A 17,474-nucleotide genomic window follows, 5' to 3' on the forward strand; every position below is an offset into this window, starting at 1 on the left:
GATAATTCAAGAAGGTTGAATACACGATATAAAAGGTTGAAAATAAAACAACAGAGTATAACATACCTGATATCAAACCACAACGTACGTTTTTTCAACCTGCCAAAGCGCCGTATACAAGGCGTTTTGCAGGAACTATGCTTCAAGCCTCCCGAAAGACACCTTCAAGGAGCTAAATTCATAGCTCCAAGAGGCTAAAAGGATTGCTACAAGAAACACACACATCAAACCCGAACATGGCGAAAGCAGCAAAATGGCAGATGAAAGGTTAGAAAATATTCCTAAATCCTTACAATTACAGGCAACGGGAAAGCACTAAAAGCCGAGTGTTACAGGCACCCGGCTTTTCTAACTTAAAACTACAACTAAAAAAATCTACAAGTCTTATAAATTGATAAAGTAGGACTTCCGTCTATTTTTGAAACGGATCTCCTTGCGGCGAACGGCTCACCACCCAGCGGAAAGCATTGACAAAAAGCAAATTCTGTGTGGCGTCTATAAAACATTCGTCACCATGCCCCATGTTGAGATAAATCATACGGTACTTCCGATTAGTCCAAACAACCGGAAAATCTCCGGAATTTACAACATCCTTTATTCCGAATGGATACATTTTAGGAGAGATGGACAAAAGTACATCAACATCCGGATTAAGTCTGGGACTCGGACTCCACTGATAGAACTCGCTGGCCGGAGCCACAAACGAGGGTGGTAGCGTACGCATAACCGTATGGGCAGGCTTATCGCTCTCTACCACCGCAGGCTGAGGAGGCCAGTTATTACAAAGAAAATGTCCGCAGCCTAAAAACTCATTCAACCACGGCCAAGCCGTATTCCTATCATTATAGGCTGCTGCATGGAATCCCATCCAGCCTCCACCATGTTCCATATAACGCTCAAATGCCTTACGTTCCATTCGATTTGTTGGCATACCGTTGAGCATGATGATGATATCAAAATTGTTCAGACTGTCAGCATACAATCCAAAATCAGTGGTAACCTTCAGTATGTAGCCTTCTCCGTAGGTGAGTTTGTGGAAGAACTGAATGGCCTGCCGGTCAAATTGCACATGAGCTTCTTCAGCTGTAGAATCATAATAAATAAGGGCTTTAAACCGAGGAGCTTTGGCATAATTTGCCGGATAATCTGTTTGGGCTGCAGCCGGCAGGCTAATGATAACAGCAATAGCAATGAGTATAATTTGAAAAAAACGCTTCATAGACTTCTCTTTTTATTAATTTATATCGCCCAGAACCCACAGAATGGCATTGCCAAACATGCGGATAAAGGCAGGTGTAGTGAGCAAATCGGCATGGTGACCTATCTGGAAATACACATTACGGGCTTTTTTGGAAGGGTTGGTCCAAATAACCGGGTGGTCGCCCATACGTATATCAGAAGCAGGCCGATAGCTCGCCTCGTCAACATGGGCCAACACATGAACGTGTTTTCGTGGATTGCTGTCGTACGTGTACCACTCATCTTTTGGTATGTCAAATACACAAGGCAAGCCGCGCATAACAGGATGGGCATCATCTTCTACACAAACGGTTCCGTCTGCCAGCGGAGCTATGTAACGGTCGAACCGGATATGCCCCATAAAGTCAGAGAACCACTGCCACATCTTGTAACCATCAAAAATATCACCTAAGAGAGTGGCATGGTGAAATCCTACATAGCCTCCATGTCCCTGGTCGATGTAACGTTCAAAGTCGGCTGCTGCCGCTTCGCTCCATGCGTAGGGAGGATAATTTAGTTGTATAATGGCCTGATATTTGTCTATCTCGCCAGCCTTTATTTCTTTCATACTATATACATACGTAAAGGTTACGTTCAAACTGTCTGCAACACTATTAAGCCAGGAGGTTGCCGCATCTACAAACCCTTGATGGCCCGTAGCCTGCTCTGCCAACACGAGCACTTTACGCGGATGTTTTGCTGGCACGGCATGCGATTGAGCTACTACATCCGTTGTAACAGACAGGAGGAACAAAATTCCTGATAGCAAAAGCAAATTAAACTTCTTCATTACCATATCACTTTTATGATTCTTATTTCTGGTTTTCCAATCCATCCATGGCCACGGCTCCTGCACCAATAAGTCCTATATTCTTGGCATCGAGTCTGGTTGGTACAACTCCACGCGTAACAAACCGCATGGTTACCGGTTGCAGTTTCGCCTTGACATGAGCCATATAATCACTTATCTCCAACATCTCGCCACCAAGAATAATAGTATCTGGGTCTGTTACCCTGACCAGATTCATAATAAGATCGGCCAAAGCATCTGTTGCGTTTTCCGTTAGCTTTACGCACAGAGAGTCGCCGGCTTTAGCCAGGCGGAATACATCTTCTACCTTAACACGCTCATTTGATGGTATCGAAAGGTTGGTATCAGGATAATCATTGCGCAACATGCGGGCACAACGATCTATTCCTACTGATGATGCTATTGTTTCAACACAGTCTGTACGCCCACATGCGCAACGCATACCTACTCTTGTTCCTACTTTCAGATGCCCCACTTCACCTGCATTAAAATGAGCGCCTCGTATCTGCTTACCGTCAATAACGATACTGGCAGCTATGCCGGTGCCGATGTATAGATAGATAAAATTATTACTTTCATGTCCTGCACCCCATCGCATAACTGCTCGCGTAGAGGCTTTTACATCGTTGTCTACGAAACAAGGCATGCTAAAAGTTTCTTGTAGTGTGCGCGCCAGATTAATAGGATGGGTCCGGGCGGGATCTATCTGTTGCCATATACCTTTTTCGGAGTCAACACGCCCTATCACGCCCACCCCCATCGCAAGGGGACGTTTGCCGATCCACCCCACGTGAGTCTCGTAATCGTGCAGAGAAGATATAATCATATCCTGTGCCGATTCCTGATTAAAGAACACGGTCTGGTAGTCTTTCATCTTCAACAACTTGCCGTACTCATCAATTTCACCTATCGTTAACTGAGTTCCACCTAACACGATACCTAAAAAAGTTTGTTTCATAGCCATTCAATAACTGATTTACATTTATATCAAGAAGATAATCATATTTTGCTCGGACTTGTGCCAAACTGCTTCTTAAAGCTTGTACTGAAATATTTGGGGTCGGCAAAACCAACCTTCATAGCAACCTCCGAAATAGTATAACGATGTTGAGCCAATAGCTCACGAGCATGATTGAGTCTCACCACCCGGATAATGTCATTAGGCCCGTTGCCCGTCAGCGTCTTGAGTTTGTTGTAGACAGAAGAACGACTCATGGCTAATTCTGAACAGAAATCATTAACAGTGAACTCACAATTTGACATCTGCTCCTCTATAACCTTCCGTACTCTCTCCATAAACTCTTTGTCAAGTTGGCTCTTATAGTCTATTTGATCGGTCTCTTTGTTCATAGCAGAAACTTTGTCACGCAATAATTGCGAGCGGTATAGGATGTTACGTAGTCGAGCCTTCATAATTTCGAAATCGAAGGGAATCGTAAAAAATTCGTCGGCTCCAGCTTCCAAAGCATATATCACATTCTCCCGTTCATACATCGATGAAAAAAGGATTACAGCAATATGACTCGTTTCTATCATGCTGCGCAGATGCCTACAGAGATCTATCCCTGCCACGACTGGTAACATCATGTCGGCAATGATGATGGCCGGATTTTTCTCCTTTGCCAACACCATAGCCTCATCGCCATCAGAGGCTTGAATAATATCGTATGTATCTGCTAAAGCTGCAAACAGTTCAGCCAGCACCTCACTTTCTTCAGAAGCTATCAGAATAATCTCCCGCTCGGGCGAGGCTTCCGTTTTGGACTCGCCGGCATTCTCGGCCGTGAGGCTGCCGGGTAGTTCTTCCTTTGTTTGCAATGCCGTATTTTTAAGTTGCCGTAATTCTCTGCTTTTTCTGAACAGTTCTACAAGCAAAATCAATACAATGACAGAAAGAGATAAAACTATATAACTCATAATACTTAATATTCTGACAACAACGATAGAAACTTGCCTGCTGAAGTCATCCACACTTCTTTATAGCACGCATTATTAACTTGGGGCCAATAAGGTTGGTCCGTATTACCATAAGAGCGTATACCTACGGGTATCTCTCCGGTAATTTCGCCAGACGAGAAACTGTCCATAGAGGGATAGCGATAGCCTTCTCCGTAAATGAGAGATTGGCAGAAAGGATTCTTTCCTACTGTCCAATAAAGCTGTCCTAAGCCTATATCAAGCAGTTCTCGGTCGCTTAGGTAATGGCCACAAAGTGCTGCTGATTTGCCCAAAGACAAAATAACAGCTTCATTTCCATTAAAGATAGAAAAACAAATCGGAAAACGCCTCACAGCATGAATACTGTCAAGACGAACTCCTTCAGAAAACTGAAGCCTGAAGAGGGAATCGGCATTTGCCGGAGCCCACAAATGAAGTTTCCGGAAACCTATGCTATCTTTATACTCATGAGCCATATACGTACCGCTGGGTGCCATGTCATAAGGCTTTGTATAAACAGCGAGAGCTTTAAGATAATTGCCATACAACCGAATTGCCTGCTGCCATTGTGGATAATCTGCTGCACGAGGTTGGGTTTTGCAGAGACTTACAAGTGCCTGCATAAAGAGTTCTGAACGTGATTGATGAATGAAATGAACAATGGACTGGCGAGTAGTATCACGGTAAAAGAAGCCTCGCAGTTCTGGTCTACCTACCCGTTTTTCCTGACAAGCCATAATGTAGCGAGCTGACGAACGGGCCACTTGGGCATAACGAGCGTCGTGGGTAAGTACATATAGTTGAGAAGCTGCCCAGGAACGAGCTGCATGAAACAGGCTGGCGGAAGTATTATAAGTATGCTCCATTGGTATGGTAAATTCATCTACGCCCTCATTTTTGTATTTTCCCTGAGCATACTGAAAATCTATAATGGCTTGTTTCTTCAACTCAGAGGTTATTTCTCGACAACTATCAAGTTGCATCGCAGCCATAGCCTCATAAGCTGAATAAAGATAATTGTCAAACGCATTGTGCTGTTTGCGCACAGTAAAAATATCATCTCCAGTACCTTTTATGCCATCAGTCCAATGGAGTAATCCCATGCTGCTCGCACGATATCCGTCTGGCAGCCGACATTGAAGGACAAAGCGTAGCCCCCACAGAGCTTCTTCTTGCAAACGGGCAGCCAGCTTAGGGTCTGATTTACGCCTTGCTACTGCTAAAGAGAGCAGGGCATGAGCTACATCAGCAGTTTGCAAAGCCTGTTGGGATAAATCTCCTGCATCATGCCAACCTCCACTATATGACAATGTATCGCCACGAAAAACTGCAAACAAATCAGCATGACATCTTCCGTGAATACCCGGTACAACGTAACCACACCTTTGGCAGAAGATAAAGTTAAGCAACCGCCATGTAGTATTCGTAAAAACATGCGTGGATATAGGAAAAGCCGGAGACAGATACTGACCCAAGCGAATAGCATAAAAGCCAGGTTGGCAGAATGAGGTAAAATCGAGAACGCCGAAGTTTCCCAAAGTCGTATGCAGAGATTCCAAAGGGGCACGGAAAACGACAGAATGATTATTTATGTCAACAAGCTGGAAAGAGTCAACAGGGTAATCTTTCTGATTCACGATAGCTATTTTGCGATATGCAGGCAAATAGCCCGACATTGAATAAGATACGTAATGGTCATGAGGAACCCAGCCCGTTTCTTGATTAGGACGGGTTATTTGTAATAAACGTAAATTTGAAACTTCATATCTGATGGAGTCACTCATCGTACCATCATTTCCCTTCATGTCTGCATACAATATTAGCTTTTGAACATATTTACGAGGCAGACAATTGATTTCGAAATAGACATGATTCGTTTGATGATTGTCTATATTAATAAGGTGTGCACCTAAGGAATGGGGAACTTGATCTTCTAATACAAAATTAAGATTCACGACATCCGATCCTCTTGCATCAGCACGAATATCCATGGCTATGCAGTTATAAGCAGTCCAATCTTTTCCGCCAATATGTGAAACGGCACGGCATTGTCCATAAGTTGCATAATCCGGGTCGTCTAAAGGTCCTATAGGCCGCTCACCTACCAATCGCGGAAAGGTCATAACAAACCCGCCGCCCCGTGCTGACTTCACTCTGCCGAAACCTTCGACTGTCCATTTTAATTTTGAAAGTGTTTTGGAATTAAGAACCTTCTTTGTTCCTGTAAGTGTTTCCAATTGACGTGAGCGATCTACTGCTAACGGAAAATGGTGTTGCACTGACAAAGATAACTGTTCACAGCAATCTGCTGACAAACTTTTGTTTTGCCCGAAAAGGGATATGACAGATAACCAACAAAACAAACAAATTATCTTTCTCATGCTGCACGATGACTATGAATGCGGGAGCCAATGACGGCATAACTCAACATAACCAATTCTCCTAACAGTACAATTGACCATGACCAACGCCATGACCCAAGCATATCTGCTATAAAGCCTTGCATTAATGGCAATACAGCCCCACCTACGACTCCTATCATGAAGACTCCGGAAGCTATAGATGTATACTTACCTAAGCCAGTAACCGCAAGTGTATAAATACATCCCCACATAATGCTATGAAATAAGCCTACTGCTACCAGTAGCCAAGGATTGTTTGTCCACATCGCTATAAAAAGGAATATTGTAGCCATAGCTGTTGTAAAAACAAGTTGTGTACGTGGAGATATTTTGTTCAGCATGCTGGAAATCAGTCGCCCTACCAATAAGCCACCCCAATAGAGGGTGGACATAAGCGTGGCTGTAGCAATACTACCTTGAAGGTCTGAAAGGATGTAGAGGTTGAGATTGCCTCCAATACAGACCTCACAGCCTACATAGAAAAAGATTGCAATAACGCCAAGCGTTAAGTGACGAAAAGACCAAACACTGCGTTCCAAAGTCTCACCTCGAGTTGCATGGGCTTCTTCTATATCGGGAAGTGGCAAATAAAGCAGAAGCATTACAAGTATAACAACAACAGCTATCAAGACTAAAAACGGGAAAGCTAACTGCGACACAGCAACTTCATCGACAGAAAGTCCGCCAAATACTATTCCGGAAACGAAATAGGGTGCTACCGTTGTGCCAATAGAGTTGGCCGTTCCACCAATAGCCATACGTTGTACGGCTTGGGTGTTTTTAACAAGACAAGCTACCAAATAAGGATTGATGACTACTTGGAGTATTGCAGCAGAAGCTCCGACAGTAAATGAGCCAAACAAAAAGATGAAGAAGCCTACAGGCAGTCTGTTGTCAGCCCACAGATAAACCATATCGGGATACCGGACGGTTACAACAGAAGACAACCAGAACAAGCCCAAGCCGAATATCATTATCCCAAGTCCCCTTACCAAAGTTACTTTATAACCACTGCGGTTTACCCAACGAGAACCAATTGGACCACTAATAGGATATGCCAAAAACCATGAGAAGGTAATAAGAGTGGCTAAGGTATTCTTCATGGAACCCACATCAGCAAGGAAAGTTGCTTTTAGAGGTGCTTGAAACTGAGTATTTGCCGTGGTTAGGAACCCAACGATAAAAAACAGCATAACCATTGAAATAAATGGTATCAGATAATTATTGGAATATTCTACTTGTTTAATGCTCATACTGAAGATATTTAGAAGCGGATAAATCAAAAAGGAAATGACAATCAGGATGAAGTTGAAGAATAGATGCAGGCACTTGCGGCGTAACTGGTCCATGAAGCATCTTATCTACTATTTCAGCTTTGTTGGTACCTTTTGCTACCAACAGTATCTTCCTGCTGTGCATGATGTTTTTTAATCCAATAGTAACTCCACCCAGCAAGACATCAGGAGGAGTATTCGTTTCACTCCGAATACGTGACTCCAATTGGTCATCCATTCGCGAAATCCAAGTGCATGTTTCAAATGGAGTTCCAGGCTGATTAAACCCTAAGTGCCCATTTTCACCTAAACCCAACACCAGTAAATCAACACCTCCTCTATCCACCAAGGCTTGTTCGAATTCACGACACGCTGCAGGAAAATCATTACTTTGTGTGGGAAGCATTAGGAAATGAGCATCATCTATTGACAGAGCATCTATCAGTTGATTCTTCAACATCATAAAACAGGCTCCACTATACTCTCTTGGTACATTCATAACCTCATCTACACCAAAAAAAGTTACTTGATGAAGGTCTGAAGGATATTCAGCGAAAAAATTGGAAATGATTTGGTGTATGTGCAAAGTAGTTCGACCTGTAGAAAGACCTATAACACTATCTGGCTTTTTCAGAATCTGCTTAATGACACACATGGCCGCCATAATATCAAACTGTTCCTCTGTTTTTGCAATTATTACTTTTTCCATTATCTTAGATTTGTCAACAGCATCTATAGTTATTGCTACGAGGACAAAGATAGAATCTATTTATAACAAAGAGGTTGAATATCTCTTATAATTGGTTTGATAAACGCCCTAATGGGGCATTTTTTTTATACTATGTTTTGAAACTTAGACCTGCATATTATCGTTTTAACCTTTTCTTTTTTGGTTTTACAATATGAAGCCTTCTTGGTCGTAACCTCGATGGTAATGATGGATGCAAGTCAATAGAGAACTTATCCTGCTGTCGGTTACGGACATCTTTGCGTATTGAGGCAGCTGGGCATCGTATCGTTCACGGTTTCCCTCTCGTATTCTTTCTTCGTAGTCCTCTGGTATCAGAAATGTACTGCGCATACCAAGATGCTCATAGAATTCATGCTGGAAGATAGCAATCCCTGCCAGATCAAGATCACCAAAGTGAATATATTGATTTGGGATAGACAAAAGCCAGTTGATGAGGTCAGCATGTTGCTGTTGCGGATATCGCGAAACAAACAGTAGCTGGCAACCTTGGGGTAAACACGACTCGAAGAGGTATCGTTGCCGCTTCACATAACGGAAATTTTCGGCATTCTCTACACCAACGATCATTACATCAGGTGGTATTGAGAAGTTCTGACTGTCGGCTATAAAAACAAAACTGCCGTCGGTCGGAAGAATAGTCAATGGAGTTCCATTGAGCGTTGCAGCTATTGACTGATAGCTATTGACCAGGAAACCTCGGAAGGTACGATGTCTTACAAACTTGCTATTGCCCGTTACTTGCACTTGCAAGGCTCTGTCTGCCAAGGGATGTTGCAGCAGGTGCAGCGTGGCTTCCAAATTACGAATGTCATAATGGCTGGCCAGATAATGACGCAGAGCTGAAGTATCGGCAGCCCGCAAGCTCTGATGACTGCCGTGAATGTTGGTTAGCAGAATGCCATCGGTCTGCATTTGCCTGAACCATTCACCCCGCAGGCTACTGGTCGGGAGTGCTTTGCCTTCAGCTAACAATATCAGGCGCTGAATAAGTGATGTGGTTATTTTCATCGGATAGTGAGTAGTGTCTTTACGACTGTGTTGCTCTGCTCGTCTTTGCTCAGTGCGTAGGTGTAGCGATAGGCAAGCGCATTGTAGGTGGTTGGCGACGAATTGACCAGGTAGATGTTGCGCACATTGGCAAACTTCAATATCCCCTCCACGTTATTAGGATGAAGTTTCCCTATTTCATCCATCATGCAGTGTAGTTTGAAATCACCGAATTTACGGGAAATCTTGCGCTTGAAAACATTGATTAGCATAATGTTCACCATGGCTTTCACCAAAATGTCAGTTCCATCCGACCCTACGTTGGACAATTTCTCCACCCAGTTTGTATCGTTATCATTCTCTTTCACCTTAAATTCCAGTTTGAAAGTGTCAGATAGCGTTATATGTTCACGCTTCTGCTCGACATCCATCATTTCGATAAGGGTCATGAGTAACCTGATGGCCTGTTCGTTGGTATGGTTCTGATTATCTTCTTCCGAGAACAGATTCAGTTCTCCGATATCAAACCCATGCTCATCGTCAAACCGCTTGATGTTGAGCAACTGCTGCATCAAGTGGTCGTTGCTTTCAACTGCGCGCAGCTCTATATCCTTGATGACGCCCACAAAATTATTCTCACGGAAATCGTGATTGATATCGCCGATTGTAGCACGCACATCGGCTGTATGCTGGCTCAAATCGCTTACGTCGTGGGCTATACGTTTAATAATCGTGGCATATTGACGGCTGGTGCGAACCCTGTACTGCTCTATCTTGGCATTTGAGAGAAATTCGTTCAAATCAACCGCAAATTCCGTGTAATCGCTATTTGAGTTGAACTCGGTACGGAAATTGAATGTGTTTTGGGGAGAGAAATTACTCTTGAAAGCGATTACAGCTTGCTTAAACGCCTCCAATGTTTGTTGCTGATTGCTGATTTGGTTATGCAGATTGTCTAAAATATCTGCCAAGGGTTTTACTGTTTTCCGCTCCCCTGCTGTGAGCAAAGCTTCGGGACACGATGAATTGTTTCTGAAACTATTCACATGATTGATAGCATTGGTGAGTTTTTCCTGTTCGTCTTGCAAAGACCGCAGAGACGAGGCCAATCGATTGATAGCCTCATCGTATTGTTTCTTGCGCTTCTGGAATTTCTCCGTAAGCTCATCTATCTTTCCTCGGTTCACCCTTCGCTCCTCTTTTTTATCGGATTCGAGGCTGAAATAATCACGGATATCATTCTGCCAGGAAATGTATTCAGGGCGATTTTCGTCAATGAACCGCAACTCATCAGAGACGGTTTGCAGTTGCTTGCGAACCTCGGCCAAGCGCTCAATGTCTACATTCAGACCTTTCAGCTCGGCATCCATTTCTGCCTGCAGCGCTACAGTTCGTTTCTCTGCCTCACGTTGGTTCTGCAAACGCTCAGTCTCAATAGCAATTTTTTTGCTGTTTACAGCCTCGAAAAGGTTTCTTGTTTGTCTTTCGAACGATTTTCTGACGTCAGTTAATCTTTTGTCGCATTGTTCTTTTAACAACAGTTTTTGCTTGCCAAGATCTTCGATGTCCCGTTCCGCTACGCTTTGTTGCTCATGCAGCTTGGCGAGTTCTCTCTCTCGCCACTTTGAAAGACGGTCGGCCAGGTTAGTCCTTTCCTTATTGATGCGTTGCAGACGCAACGGCAGTTGTTTGTACTCGGCATCAATATTCATTTTATCCTTGCGCAACTGCTTCAAGCGGACTTTGGGTTTGCGTTCCAGTTCTTCGATATCCACTGTTAACTGCTGCTTGCGAACTTTTATCTGTTTATTTACATCCTCTATTTGCTGCTCCAGTCTTGCTTTTTGGAGTTGTATTTCTTCAGGGGTCTTGACTACCTTTTCTATGTTTTCCGTATCAATCTTAACACCGAAGACGGTATCCTCCCCACCCTCTAACCGTGGGTTCAGCGCCGCATTGTATAACACGGCATCCTCATCTAGTACCTTGTCTATATGATGTTCCCAGCCGTCCACATGAGTTCCCAACCACTCAATGAACGAACCCTTTTGCCGTTGCAGCATGTCCTCAAGGCCCGCAGCTTCTGCCGAAAGCAAGGCGACGGTGCTCTGCAACGAGGTTGCAGCCTTGTCACAGTCCGTTTCAAGATCCTTGCGCCGCATAGCTACGTCAGCCGTAATACGGGAAATTTCCTGCTGCATGGCATTCGATTCATGCTCCAGCTGCTGCAAGCGTTGCTGCAGTTCGGATGATTGGGTATCCAACTCGGCCTCATCTTCGCGATAAGGATTGGCTTGCTTCATTCGCTCTACGTCTATTTTCAGTTTGCCGTAGGCATCACGAGCTTCTGTAAGCAGTTTTTCGTTTTCGTCAAGTTTCACGTTATATTGCTTTCTGATACCGTCAGCCTGCCTTGCTTGTTCCTTTTGTAACTCTCCTTGCTTTTCGGTAGCCGTGCGCTGCATATCGTTGAGCTGTTCCTTGAGCTGCAAGTCGTTTTCGCGCCATTCACGATTCACTGCTTGCTGCAATTCTTTGTATTTCGAGGTTACTGTTTGGTTCTTGCCCGTTAGAGTCGACTCCTGCTGGGCCAGACTTTGCTGCTGCACCTTCAGTTGTCCTTCCCTGGTGTAGCGCTCCGCAATTTTTTCAATACCTATTTCTTCATAATGTTGCCGCTTGATTTTTACCTGATCGAAGAACGATTTCAAGGCTCCGTCTTTCTGGTTCAGCTTGTCGCGCTCGGCATTATGTTTGTTCTCTTCTTCGCTGAAGAGTCTTTTCTGGCGCGTTAAGTCCTCAGTTACCTGCTGCTCCTTTCTCTTCAGCTCCGGCAAGCGCTTGGTGTCACGCTCCAACGCAAAGTTCAGGCAGGCGCACAATTCTGCTATCAGCTTGTTTGTGCTTTCATACTGTGCATATTTATCAACCACCGCATCTGCTTCTGCCTTGACTTTCACCCGTCCGTTTCTTTCTGTTTTATACCATTTCCATATATCTTCGTATTGCTGACGGAAGTTTTTCATCTCCTCGCGATATCTATTCAGGTCGATATCATCGCCCGAGAAGTCCATGGAATCTATAATGGTATCTTTGATGACACGTGACTCCAGACTCTGGTTCAGGAATATATTCTGGATTGTAAGCGGCACCTGGCGGTACTTACTACTTTCCATGAGCGAGAAACGCCACAGCTCCCTGCTCACTTCGCGGTGGTTGCCATAGAGAATGTTGCGGAACTCCTCGTAACTGCGAATAATGTTACTGCGGAAAACGCGCGTACCTATCTGCTCACTGATGCGCCCCCACTCGTCGCGTACACTTCCGTCTTCTTCCACAAAGTAACGCTTGTCGAACGGACAATCTACGATGCGGAAGGCGGTACGGCCGCGTGAAAGGAATGTCACCACAAAGTAAGTTCCCGTCTCGCGACACACCTCATAGATAATATACGAGTTACGGTAAGGCAGATAAAACTCATCGTAACTCTTCTGTCCAGCTTGTGTGCGTATGCCCAGTTTGTTCTTGTCTACATTATAAAAGAACAAAATGGCGCGCAGCAACGTAGATTTTCCCACGCCTTGCGTACCTATGAAGTGCACGTTTCCGTTGAGTTTTATCTCGGCATAAGGTACATGGGCGCTATTGATGAATATAATTTTATTGAGGTATCTCATCTTTCACCTCCTCGTCTATATTGATACAAAGGATTATCTGCTCAATGTAATGGAAAGCCGAGGTTACCTGATAGGTGCCATCGGTCTCGTTAACCAGCTCGGCAAAGCCCATGTTTACAAGCGTAAGAGCCAGCGCCTCCAGTTTGTCACGATTCGATTGCCGGTCCTGGAACAACCGGCCCAGTTTCTCCTTGAGTTCTATATTCGTAGACAAGCTGACCTCCATTTGCGCCAATCGGAATTGAGTGCCAGCGTCGAAAGAGGTATCGTAGGTCTTGAGGAAATCAAGATAATCTATCCATGAGAACAAGGACTGCAGCTTGTTCTCTACGATAACCTTGGCTTCTCGCCTGCTAAAATAAAAGAAACCGTCGCCCCCGCAAAGCTGGAAGTCTATTTTAGCAAAATAGTCTTCATATTCCTGCTGGTATTCTTCTATGTCATTGTAGATAGCTCGCGTCTCGGCATCAATGCTGTTGGCCGATATGAACTGCCCACGGCTTAGTCTTTGGAAAACTTCATTGGTATATTTCATCGCGGATAAATTACTGGATATTCTATATTTCTTATCATGTCGGTCTCTGCCGTGTACCGTAATCGCTCAGGATACTGTGAGGCCAATTGTAAAAAGAGCACCAACCGTAACTCGTCATCAACAGTTTCGGTAAACGGGTAATGCCATACGTAATTGAAAAGGTCAGTGCCCTGCGCCAAAAAACCATTCAGCAATTCCTGATGGTTAAAGGCACGTAAGGTCTCGATCTGGCCGGTCAGGAACTTCGTTGCGATTTTTCCGCCAAGTCGAGATTTTACGGCAGTTTTGTTGGAGAGCCGGCGGCGGATGTTGCTCAATATGTCGAGTGCGGCATCGTCATTACGCAGAAAGTCGAGCGAAACCCGGGTCACATACTTAGGTTGCCGTTCCATCCACACGTCGTTGGTTTGTGCCATTACCTCGTTTACGTTTGTAGCCTGCTCTATCATGAACTGGTCGCGCAGGTACTTGAGCTGGCGCACCTTCTTGACCAGCCTACTTTGGTATTCTATGCGGTTAAGATATTCTATGATTTGCTGTGAGATGGCTATCAGCCCATGAGCAGCATCACGCAAACCCTCTTGTACTTCCCTTACTGTTTGCTTCAACCCAATGTCCATAGCATTGGAAAAGAATATCACCTGCTCTTTAATCACCTTCTCGGTCTGCTCCGTCAGCTCGTGTATCAGGCGGGCTTTCTCATCAAAATCCCTCAGTCTGAGTTCCTTAATCTTAAAGTTATGCTCCTGTTTATAGGTATCGTCAACGTTCCGCTTCAGGTCAACCACATTTCTGCGGGTGGCATTTTCTATGCTTTTAAACGTGTGGCGAACCTCGCGGAGCAACATACTGCGGCGCTGCTGACTCTCGGCGGCCAGATACGAGTCCATGTCCAGCTTCAATTTACTGATGTAGGTCTGCACCAGGGCGATGTTGATATCCTCGTTAACGGCCAGCACTTCCTCAAAAAAACGCTGGTAAATATCGTCCAGCTCCAGCGTATCGCCGCTTTGCTCAATCACCCCGTAGCTTATCAAGTGCTGCAACCGGTTCTCGTCTCCGTCCAGTGTTTCGAGCGCGTCGTCGTATCTAATAGCAACGGTCTTTCGCTTCAGGAACATGTCATTCAGCAGTTTTGCGCCCTGCTGAAGTCCACGCGTGAGTTCTTTGATAGAGTTATAAGTTGCCATTGTTATTGTGCCGTCATGAGAAAATAGGTAGATTATCATCGCAAAGATACTTATTTTCTGCAATAATATACAAATAATCAACCGATTTTTGACAGAAAAGAAACTTTCCAGAGCCTGCAAATGGGGTGCTGAGAATCCTTAGCTACCGCCCAATACCTATCTTTCGGGAACTTTTGACAAGTGTCGCACGATTGTTCGACAGGTGTCACATGGTCGTGCGACACTTGTCAAAAGTTCCCGGGTGATAGTTCTTGGATGGTAGGTGATGTGGTATAAAACGGCAATCTCCGCTTCCGGGCGGGAGGCGGAGATTGCAGGAAAGGGCGTGTCAGATAATGCTGGTCTTGCGGGTCCACTCGATAATCTCGGGTATGTAGCCGAAGGCTAGTCCCGTAACGGTGTCGGCACAACCGTAGTACACGGCTACGCGGCCCGTTGCCGGGTCATGCAGCTCGGCACAAGGGAAGCAAACGTTGGGCACATCGCCCGTAAGTTCGTACTGTTTCTGCGGTGAGATGAGGTACGGACCGGAGCGGTAGATGGGCTTCCAGGGCTGTTCGAGGTCGAGCAAAGCCGACCCGAAGCTGTACACATAGCCGTTGCAACTGCGCAGCACGCCGTGGTAAAAGAGCAGCCAGCCCTCGCTCGTCTCGATTGGAACGGGTCCGGCGCCTATCTTCATGCACTGCCAGGCGCTCTCTTCGAAGGCTGCCGGGCTCATTACATGGCGGTGGAGGCCCCAGAACTCCATGTCGGGGCTCTCGCTGTAGAAGATGTCGCCGAAGGGCGTATGGCCCGTATCGGACGGGCGACTCAGCATGGCGAAATTGCCGTTAATCTTCTTTGGGAAGAGCACTCCGTTGCGGTTATAGGGCAGGAAGGCGTTTTCGAGCTGGTGGAAGGTCTCGAAGTCCTTCGTCCAGGCTACGCCGATGGTGGGTCCGTAGTAGCCGTTGCACCAGGTGACGTAGTACCTGTCGTCGATAAAACATACGCGTGGGTCATATCCGTACACCCACTTGCCAATCTCGTCGTTATCGCACTCAAAGCGCAAAGGCTGCTCGTTGATGTTCCACTTCAGGCCATCGGCCGAGAAACCTACATGCAGCACCATGCGCCGATTGGTGTCATCGCAGCGGAAAACGCCTGCATAGCCGTTGCCGAAGGGTACCACGGCGCTGTTGAAGATGCTGTTGCTGGTGGGCAGCAGGTCGCGGGGAATGATGGGATTGGCACTGCAACGCCACATGACATTGCGCTCGCCGTCGGGTCGCTCCTCCCAAGGCATGTTGGGTAAGGGCTGCCCCTGAATGATTAATTTACTCATACGTTATGATGTTAAAATAGTTGTAAGGTCTTGTTTCTACTGCTTCTTGTCGGGATAAGTAAAGGGTACGAACCACGTAATGAGCAGAGCAGGGATGGTGCAGAAGAGCACGAAGACGAAGAAGTGCCTGTAGCCGAGGGCATCGCTCACGGCTCCGCTCATCATGCCGGGCAGCATGACGCCCAGATTCATGATGCCGCTGGCGAACGCGTAGTGGCTCATCTGGTGCGCGCCGGGGGCTATCTGCTGCATCATGAACAGCGTGAGGCCCACGAAACCGAAGCCGTAGCCGAAGTATTCGAGTACGATTCCCGAGCCGATAAGCGGCAGACTCTGGGGTTGATAGAGAGCCAGAAGGGTGTAGGCCACGAAAGGCAGGTTGAACACCAGGGCCAAGGAGAAGAGGCTCTTCTGCAGTCCGCGCCGCGCGATGTAATAGCCTGCGAGGATGGAACCTACGACGAAGGCCGCTGCTCCGAACGTTCCGTAGAGCAAACCAATCTCCTGCTCGCTCAGTCCGAGGCCCTGCTGGGCCCGCGGAGCCTTGAGGAACAGGGGCACAATCTTCATTACAAAGCCCTCGGCAAAGCGGTACAGGATGATAAAGGCGATGTAGTACCAGATGTGCTTCTTGCGAAAGAAGTCGGCGAACACGCTCCACAGCTCGGCAAGCGACTCCTTCAGCGTCTTTCCCTCCACGGCTTTCTTGCCGTCGGTGGGCAGGATGAAGAAGTGGTAACAGCCCAACACAACCATGATGATGCCAATGATGAGCATGATAATCATCCACGCCTGGGTCACTCCAAAGTGCTTGATGAACGTTCCGGCCAGGTAAACCAGTCCGCCGGTGGCGGCAATCTTGGCGATGTTATAGAACGCTCCTTGCCATCCAATCCACTTGGCCTGCTCCTCGTTGGAGAGCACCGACATGTACGTACCGTCGGCTGCAATGTCGTGGGTGGCACCACTCAGGGCGATGACGGCCAGCAGGGCGATGGTAACTGCAAAGAAGTTGGGCAGATGGAGGGCAAAAGCCACGAGCGCGAACATCACTCCGGTGAGCATCTGAGTAAGCACCACGAAGAATTTCTTGGTCTTGTACATCTCCAGAAAGGGGCTCCAGAGGGGCTTCAACGTCCAGGGGAACATGATGAGCGAGGTCCAGAAGGCTATCTGCGTGTCGCTTACACCCATGCCTTTGTACATCAGCGTGCACACCATATTGAGCACCACAAAAGGCATTCCCATAGCAAAATAGAGCGTGGGAACCCACGCCACGGGGCTCACTTTCGTGTTCTTTTCTATGTTATTCATTACTTTTGTATCTTGAAAAGCCCGACTTT

At 46.1% G+C, this 17,474-nt stretch carries 13 protein-coding genes; all 13 read right to left on the bottom strand.

Translation table 11 applies throughout. The features are described 5' to 3' along the window. Positions 1–412: 412 nt before the first annotated feature. The 13 genes from BMW31_RS00485 to BMW31_RS00545 all read right to left on the bottom strand — a co-directional run bounded on the left by BMW31_RS00485 (position 413) and on the right by BMW31_RS00545 (position 17,445). A complete protein-coding gene (locus BMW31_RS00485; protein WP_091819719.1) occupies positions 413–1,219 on the bottom strand; it encodes a ThuA domain-containing protein in 807 nt (268 codons plus the stop codon). A 15-nt stretch (positions 1,220–1,234) separates the two neighbouring features. Beyond that, the gene (locus tag BMW31_RS00490) at positions 1,235–2,029 is read right to left on the bottom strand and encodes a ThuA domain-containing protein (RefSeq protein WP_255404764.1); all 795 of its coding nucleotides are present in this window, start codon (positions 2,027–2,029) and stop codon (positions 1,235–1,237) included. A gap of 22 nt (positions 2,030–2,051) precedes the next feature. After that, on the bottom strand, positions 2,052–3,014 hold the full coding sequence (locus tag BMW31_RS00495; protein ID WP_255404765.1) for an ROK family protein: 963 nt from the start codon (positions 3,012–3,014) through the stop codon (positions 2,052–2,054). A gap of 35 nt (positions 3,015–3,049) precedes the next feature. Continuing rightward, complete coding sequence (locus BMW31_RS00500) at positions 3,050–3,967, bottom strand: helix-turn-helix domain-containing protein (RefSeq protein WP_091819724.1); 918 nt, start codon at positions 3,965–3,967, stop codon at positions 3,050–3,052. A 5-nt stretch (positions 3,968–3,972) separates the two neighbouring features. Beyond that, positions 3,973–6,369 carry a glycoside hydrolase family 9 protein gene (locus BMW31_RS00505; RefSeq protein ID WP_091819727.1) on the bottom strand — a complete coding sequence of 799 codons (2,397 nt, stop codon included), beginning with the start codon at positions 6,367–6,369 and terminating at the stop codon, positions 3,973–3,975. Beyond that, the gene (locus tag BMW31_RS00510) at positions 6,366–7,637 is read right to left on the bottom strand and encodes an MFS transporter (RefSeq protein WP_410524420.1); all 1,272 of its coding nucleotides are present in this window, start codon (positions 7,635–7,637) and stop codon (positions 6,366–6,368) included. The genes BMW31_RS00505 and BMW31_RS00510 overlap by 4 nt, the downstream gene beginning before the upstream one ends. Next, complete coding sequence (locus tag BMW31_RS00515) at positions 7,633–8,373, bottom strand: 6-phosphogluconolactonase (RefSeq protein ID WP_091819732.1); 741 nt, start codon at positions 8,371–8,373, stop codon at positions 7,633–7,635. The genes BMW31_RS00510 and BMW31_RS00515 overlap by 5 nt, the downstream gene beginning before the upstream one ends. 186 nt (positions 8,374–8,559) lie before the next feature. Further along, on the bottom strand, positions 8,560–9,423 hold the full coding sequence (locus tag BMW31_RS00520) for a hypothetical protein (RefSeq protein ID WP_091819735.1): 864 nt from the start codon (positions 9,421–9,423) through the stop codon (positions 8,560–8,562). Next, the gene (locus BMW31_RS00525) at positions 9,420–13,079 is read right to left on the bottom strand and encodes an ATP-binding protein (protein ID WP_091819738.1); all 3,660 of its coding nucleotides are present in this window, start codon (positions 13,077–13,079) and stop codon (positions 9,420–9,422) included. The genes BMW31_RS00520 and BMW31_RS00525 overlap by 4 nt, the downstream gene beginning before the upstream one ends. Then, entirely contained in the window at positions 13,063–13,614 is a 552-nt protein-coding gene (locus tag BMW31_RS00530; protein WP_091819740.1) for a condensin complex protein MksE, read from the bottom strand. The genes BMW31_RS00525 and BMW31_RS00530 overlap by 17 nt, the downstream gene beginning before the upstream one ends. Beyond that, positions 13,611–14,804 (bottom strand): hypothetical protein, encoded by a 1,194-nt coding sequence (locus tag BMW31_RS00535; RefSeq protein ID WP_143049121.1) that lies wholly within the window; start codon positions 14,802–14,804, stop codon positions 13,611–13,613. Before BMW31_RS00535 ends, BMW31_RS00530 begins: the two co-directional genes overlap by 4 nt. A 328-nt stretch (positions 14,805–15,132) precedes the next feature. Next, entirely contained in the window at positions 15,133–16,131 is a 999-nt protein-coding gene (locus tag BMW31_RS00540; RefSeq protein ID WP_091819745.1) for a glycoside hydrolase family 130 protein, read from the bottom strand. A 36-nt stretch (positions 16,132–16,167) separates the two neighbouring features. Further along, on the bottom strand, positions 16,168–17,445 hold the full coding sequence (locus tag BMW31_RS00545) for an MFS transporter (RefSeq protein ID WP_091819747.1): 1,278 nt from the start codon (positions 17,443–17,445) through the stop codon (positions 16,168–16,170). Positions 17,446–17,474 lie beyond the last annotated feature (29 nt).

Source organism: Prevotella sp. kh1p2 (assembly GCF_900111525.1).
In the GTDB taxonomy this organism is placed as follows: Bacteria; Bacteroidota; Bacteroidia; order Bacteroidales; family Bacteroidaceae; genus Prevotella.

Excerpts from the sequence above, each read along its gene's own strand:
- BMW31_RS00490 (WP_255404764.1), bottom strand. The coding sequence starts at position 2,029 with ATGAAGAAGTTTAATTTGCTTTTGCTATCAGGAATTTTGTTCCTCCTG.
- BMW31_RS00540 (WP_091819745.1), bottom strand. The coding sequence starts at position 16,131 with ATGAGTAAATTAATCATTCAGGGGCAGCCCTTACCCAACATGCCTTGG.
- BMW31_RS00500 (WP_091819724.1), bottom strand. The coding sequence starts at position 3,967 with ATGAGTTATATAGTTTTATCTCTTTCTGTCATTGTATTGATTTTGCTT.
- BMW31_RS00515 (WP_091819732.1), bottom strand. The coding sequence starts at position 8,373 with ATGGAAAAAGTAATAATTGCAAAAACAGAGGAACAGTTTGATATTATG.
- BMW31_RS00495 (WP_255404765.1), bottom strand. The coding sequence starts at position 3,014 with ATGGCTATGAAACAAACTTTTTTAGGTATCGTGTTAGGTGGAACTCAG.
- BMW31_RS00545 (WP_091819747.1), bottom strand. The coding sequence starts at position 17,445 with ATGAATAACATAGAAAAGAACACGAAAGTGAGCCCCGTGGCGTGGGTT.
- BMW31_RS00530 (WP_091819740.1), bottom strand. The coding sequence starts at position 13,614 with ATGAAATATACCAATGAAGTTTTCCAAAGACTAAGCCGTGGGCAGTTC.
- BMW31_RS00535 (WP_143049121.1), bottom strand. The coding sequence starts at position 14,804 with ATGGCAACTTATAACTCTATCAAAGAACTCACGCGTGGACTTCAGCAG.
- BMW31_RS00525 (WP_091819738.1), bottom strand. The coding sequence starts at position 13,079 with ATGAGATACCTCAATAAAATTATATTCATCAATAGCGCCCATGTACCT.
- BMW31_RS00505 (WP_091819727.1), bottom strand. The coding sequence starts at position 6,369 with ATGAGAAAGATAATTTGTTTGTTTTGTTGGTTATCTGTCATATCCCTT.
- BMW31_RS00520 (WP_091819735.1), bottom strand. The coding sequence starts at position 9,423 with ATGAAAATAACCACATCACTTATTCAGCGCCTGATATTGTTAGCTGAA.
- BMW31_RS00485 (WP_091819719.1), bottom strand. The coding sequence starts at position 1,219 with ATGAAGCGTTTTTTTCAAATTATACTCATTGCTATTGCTGTTATCATT.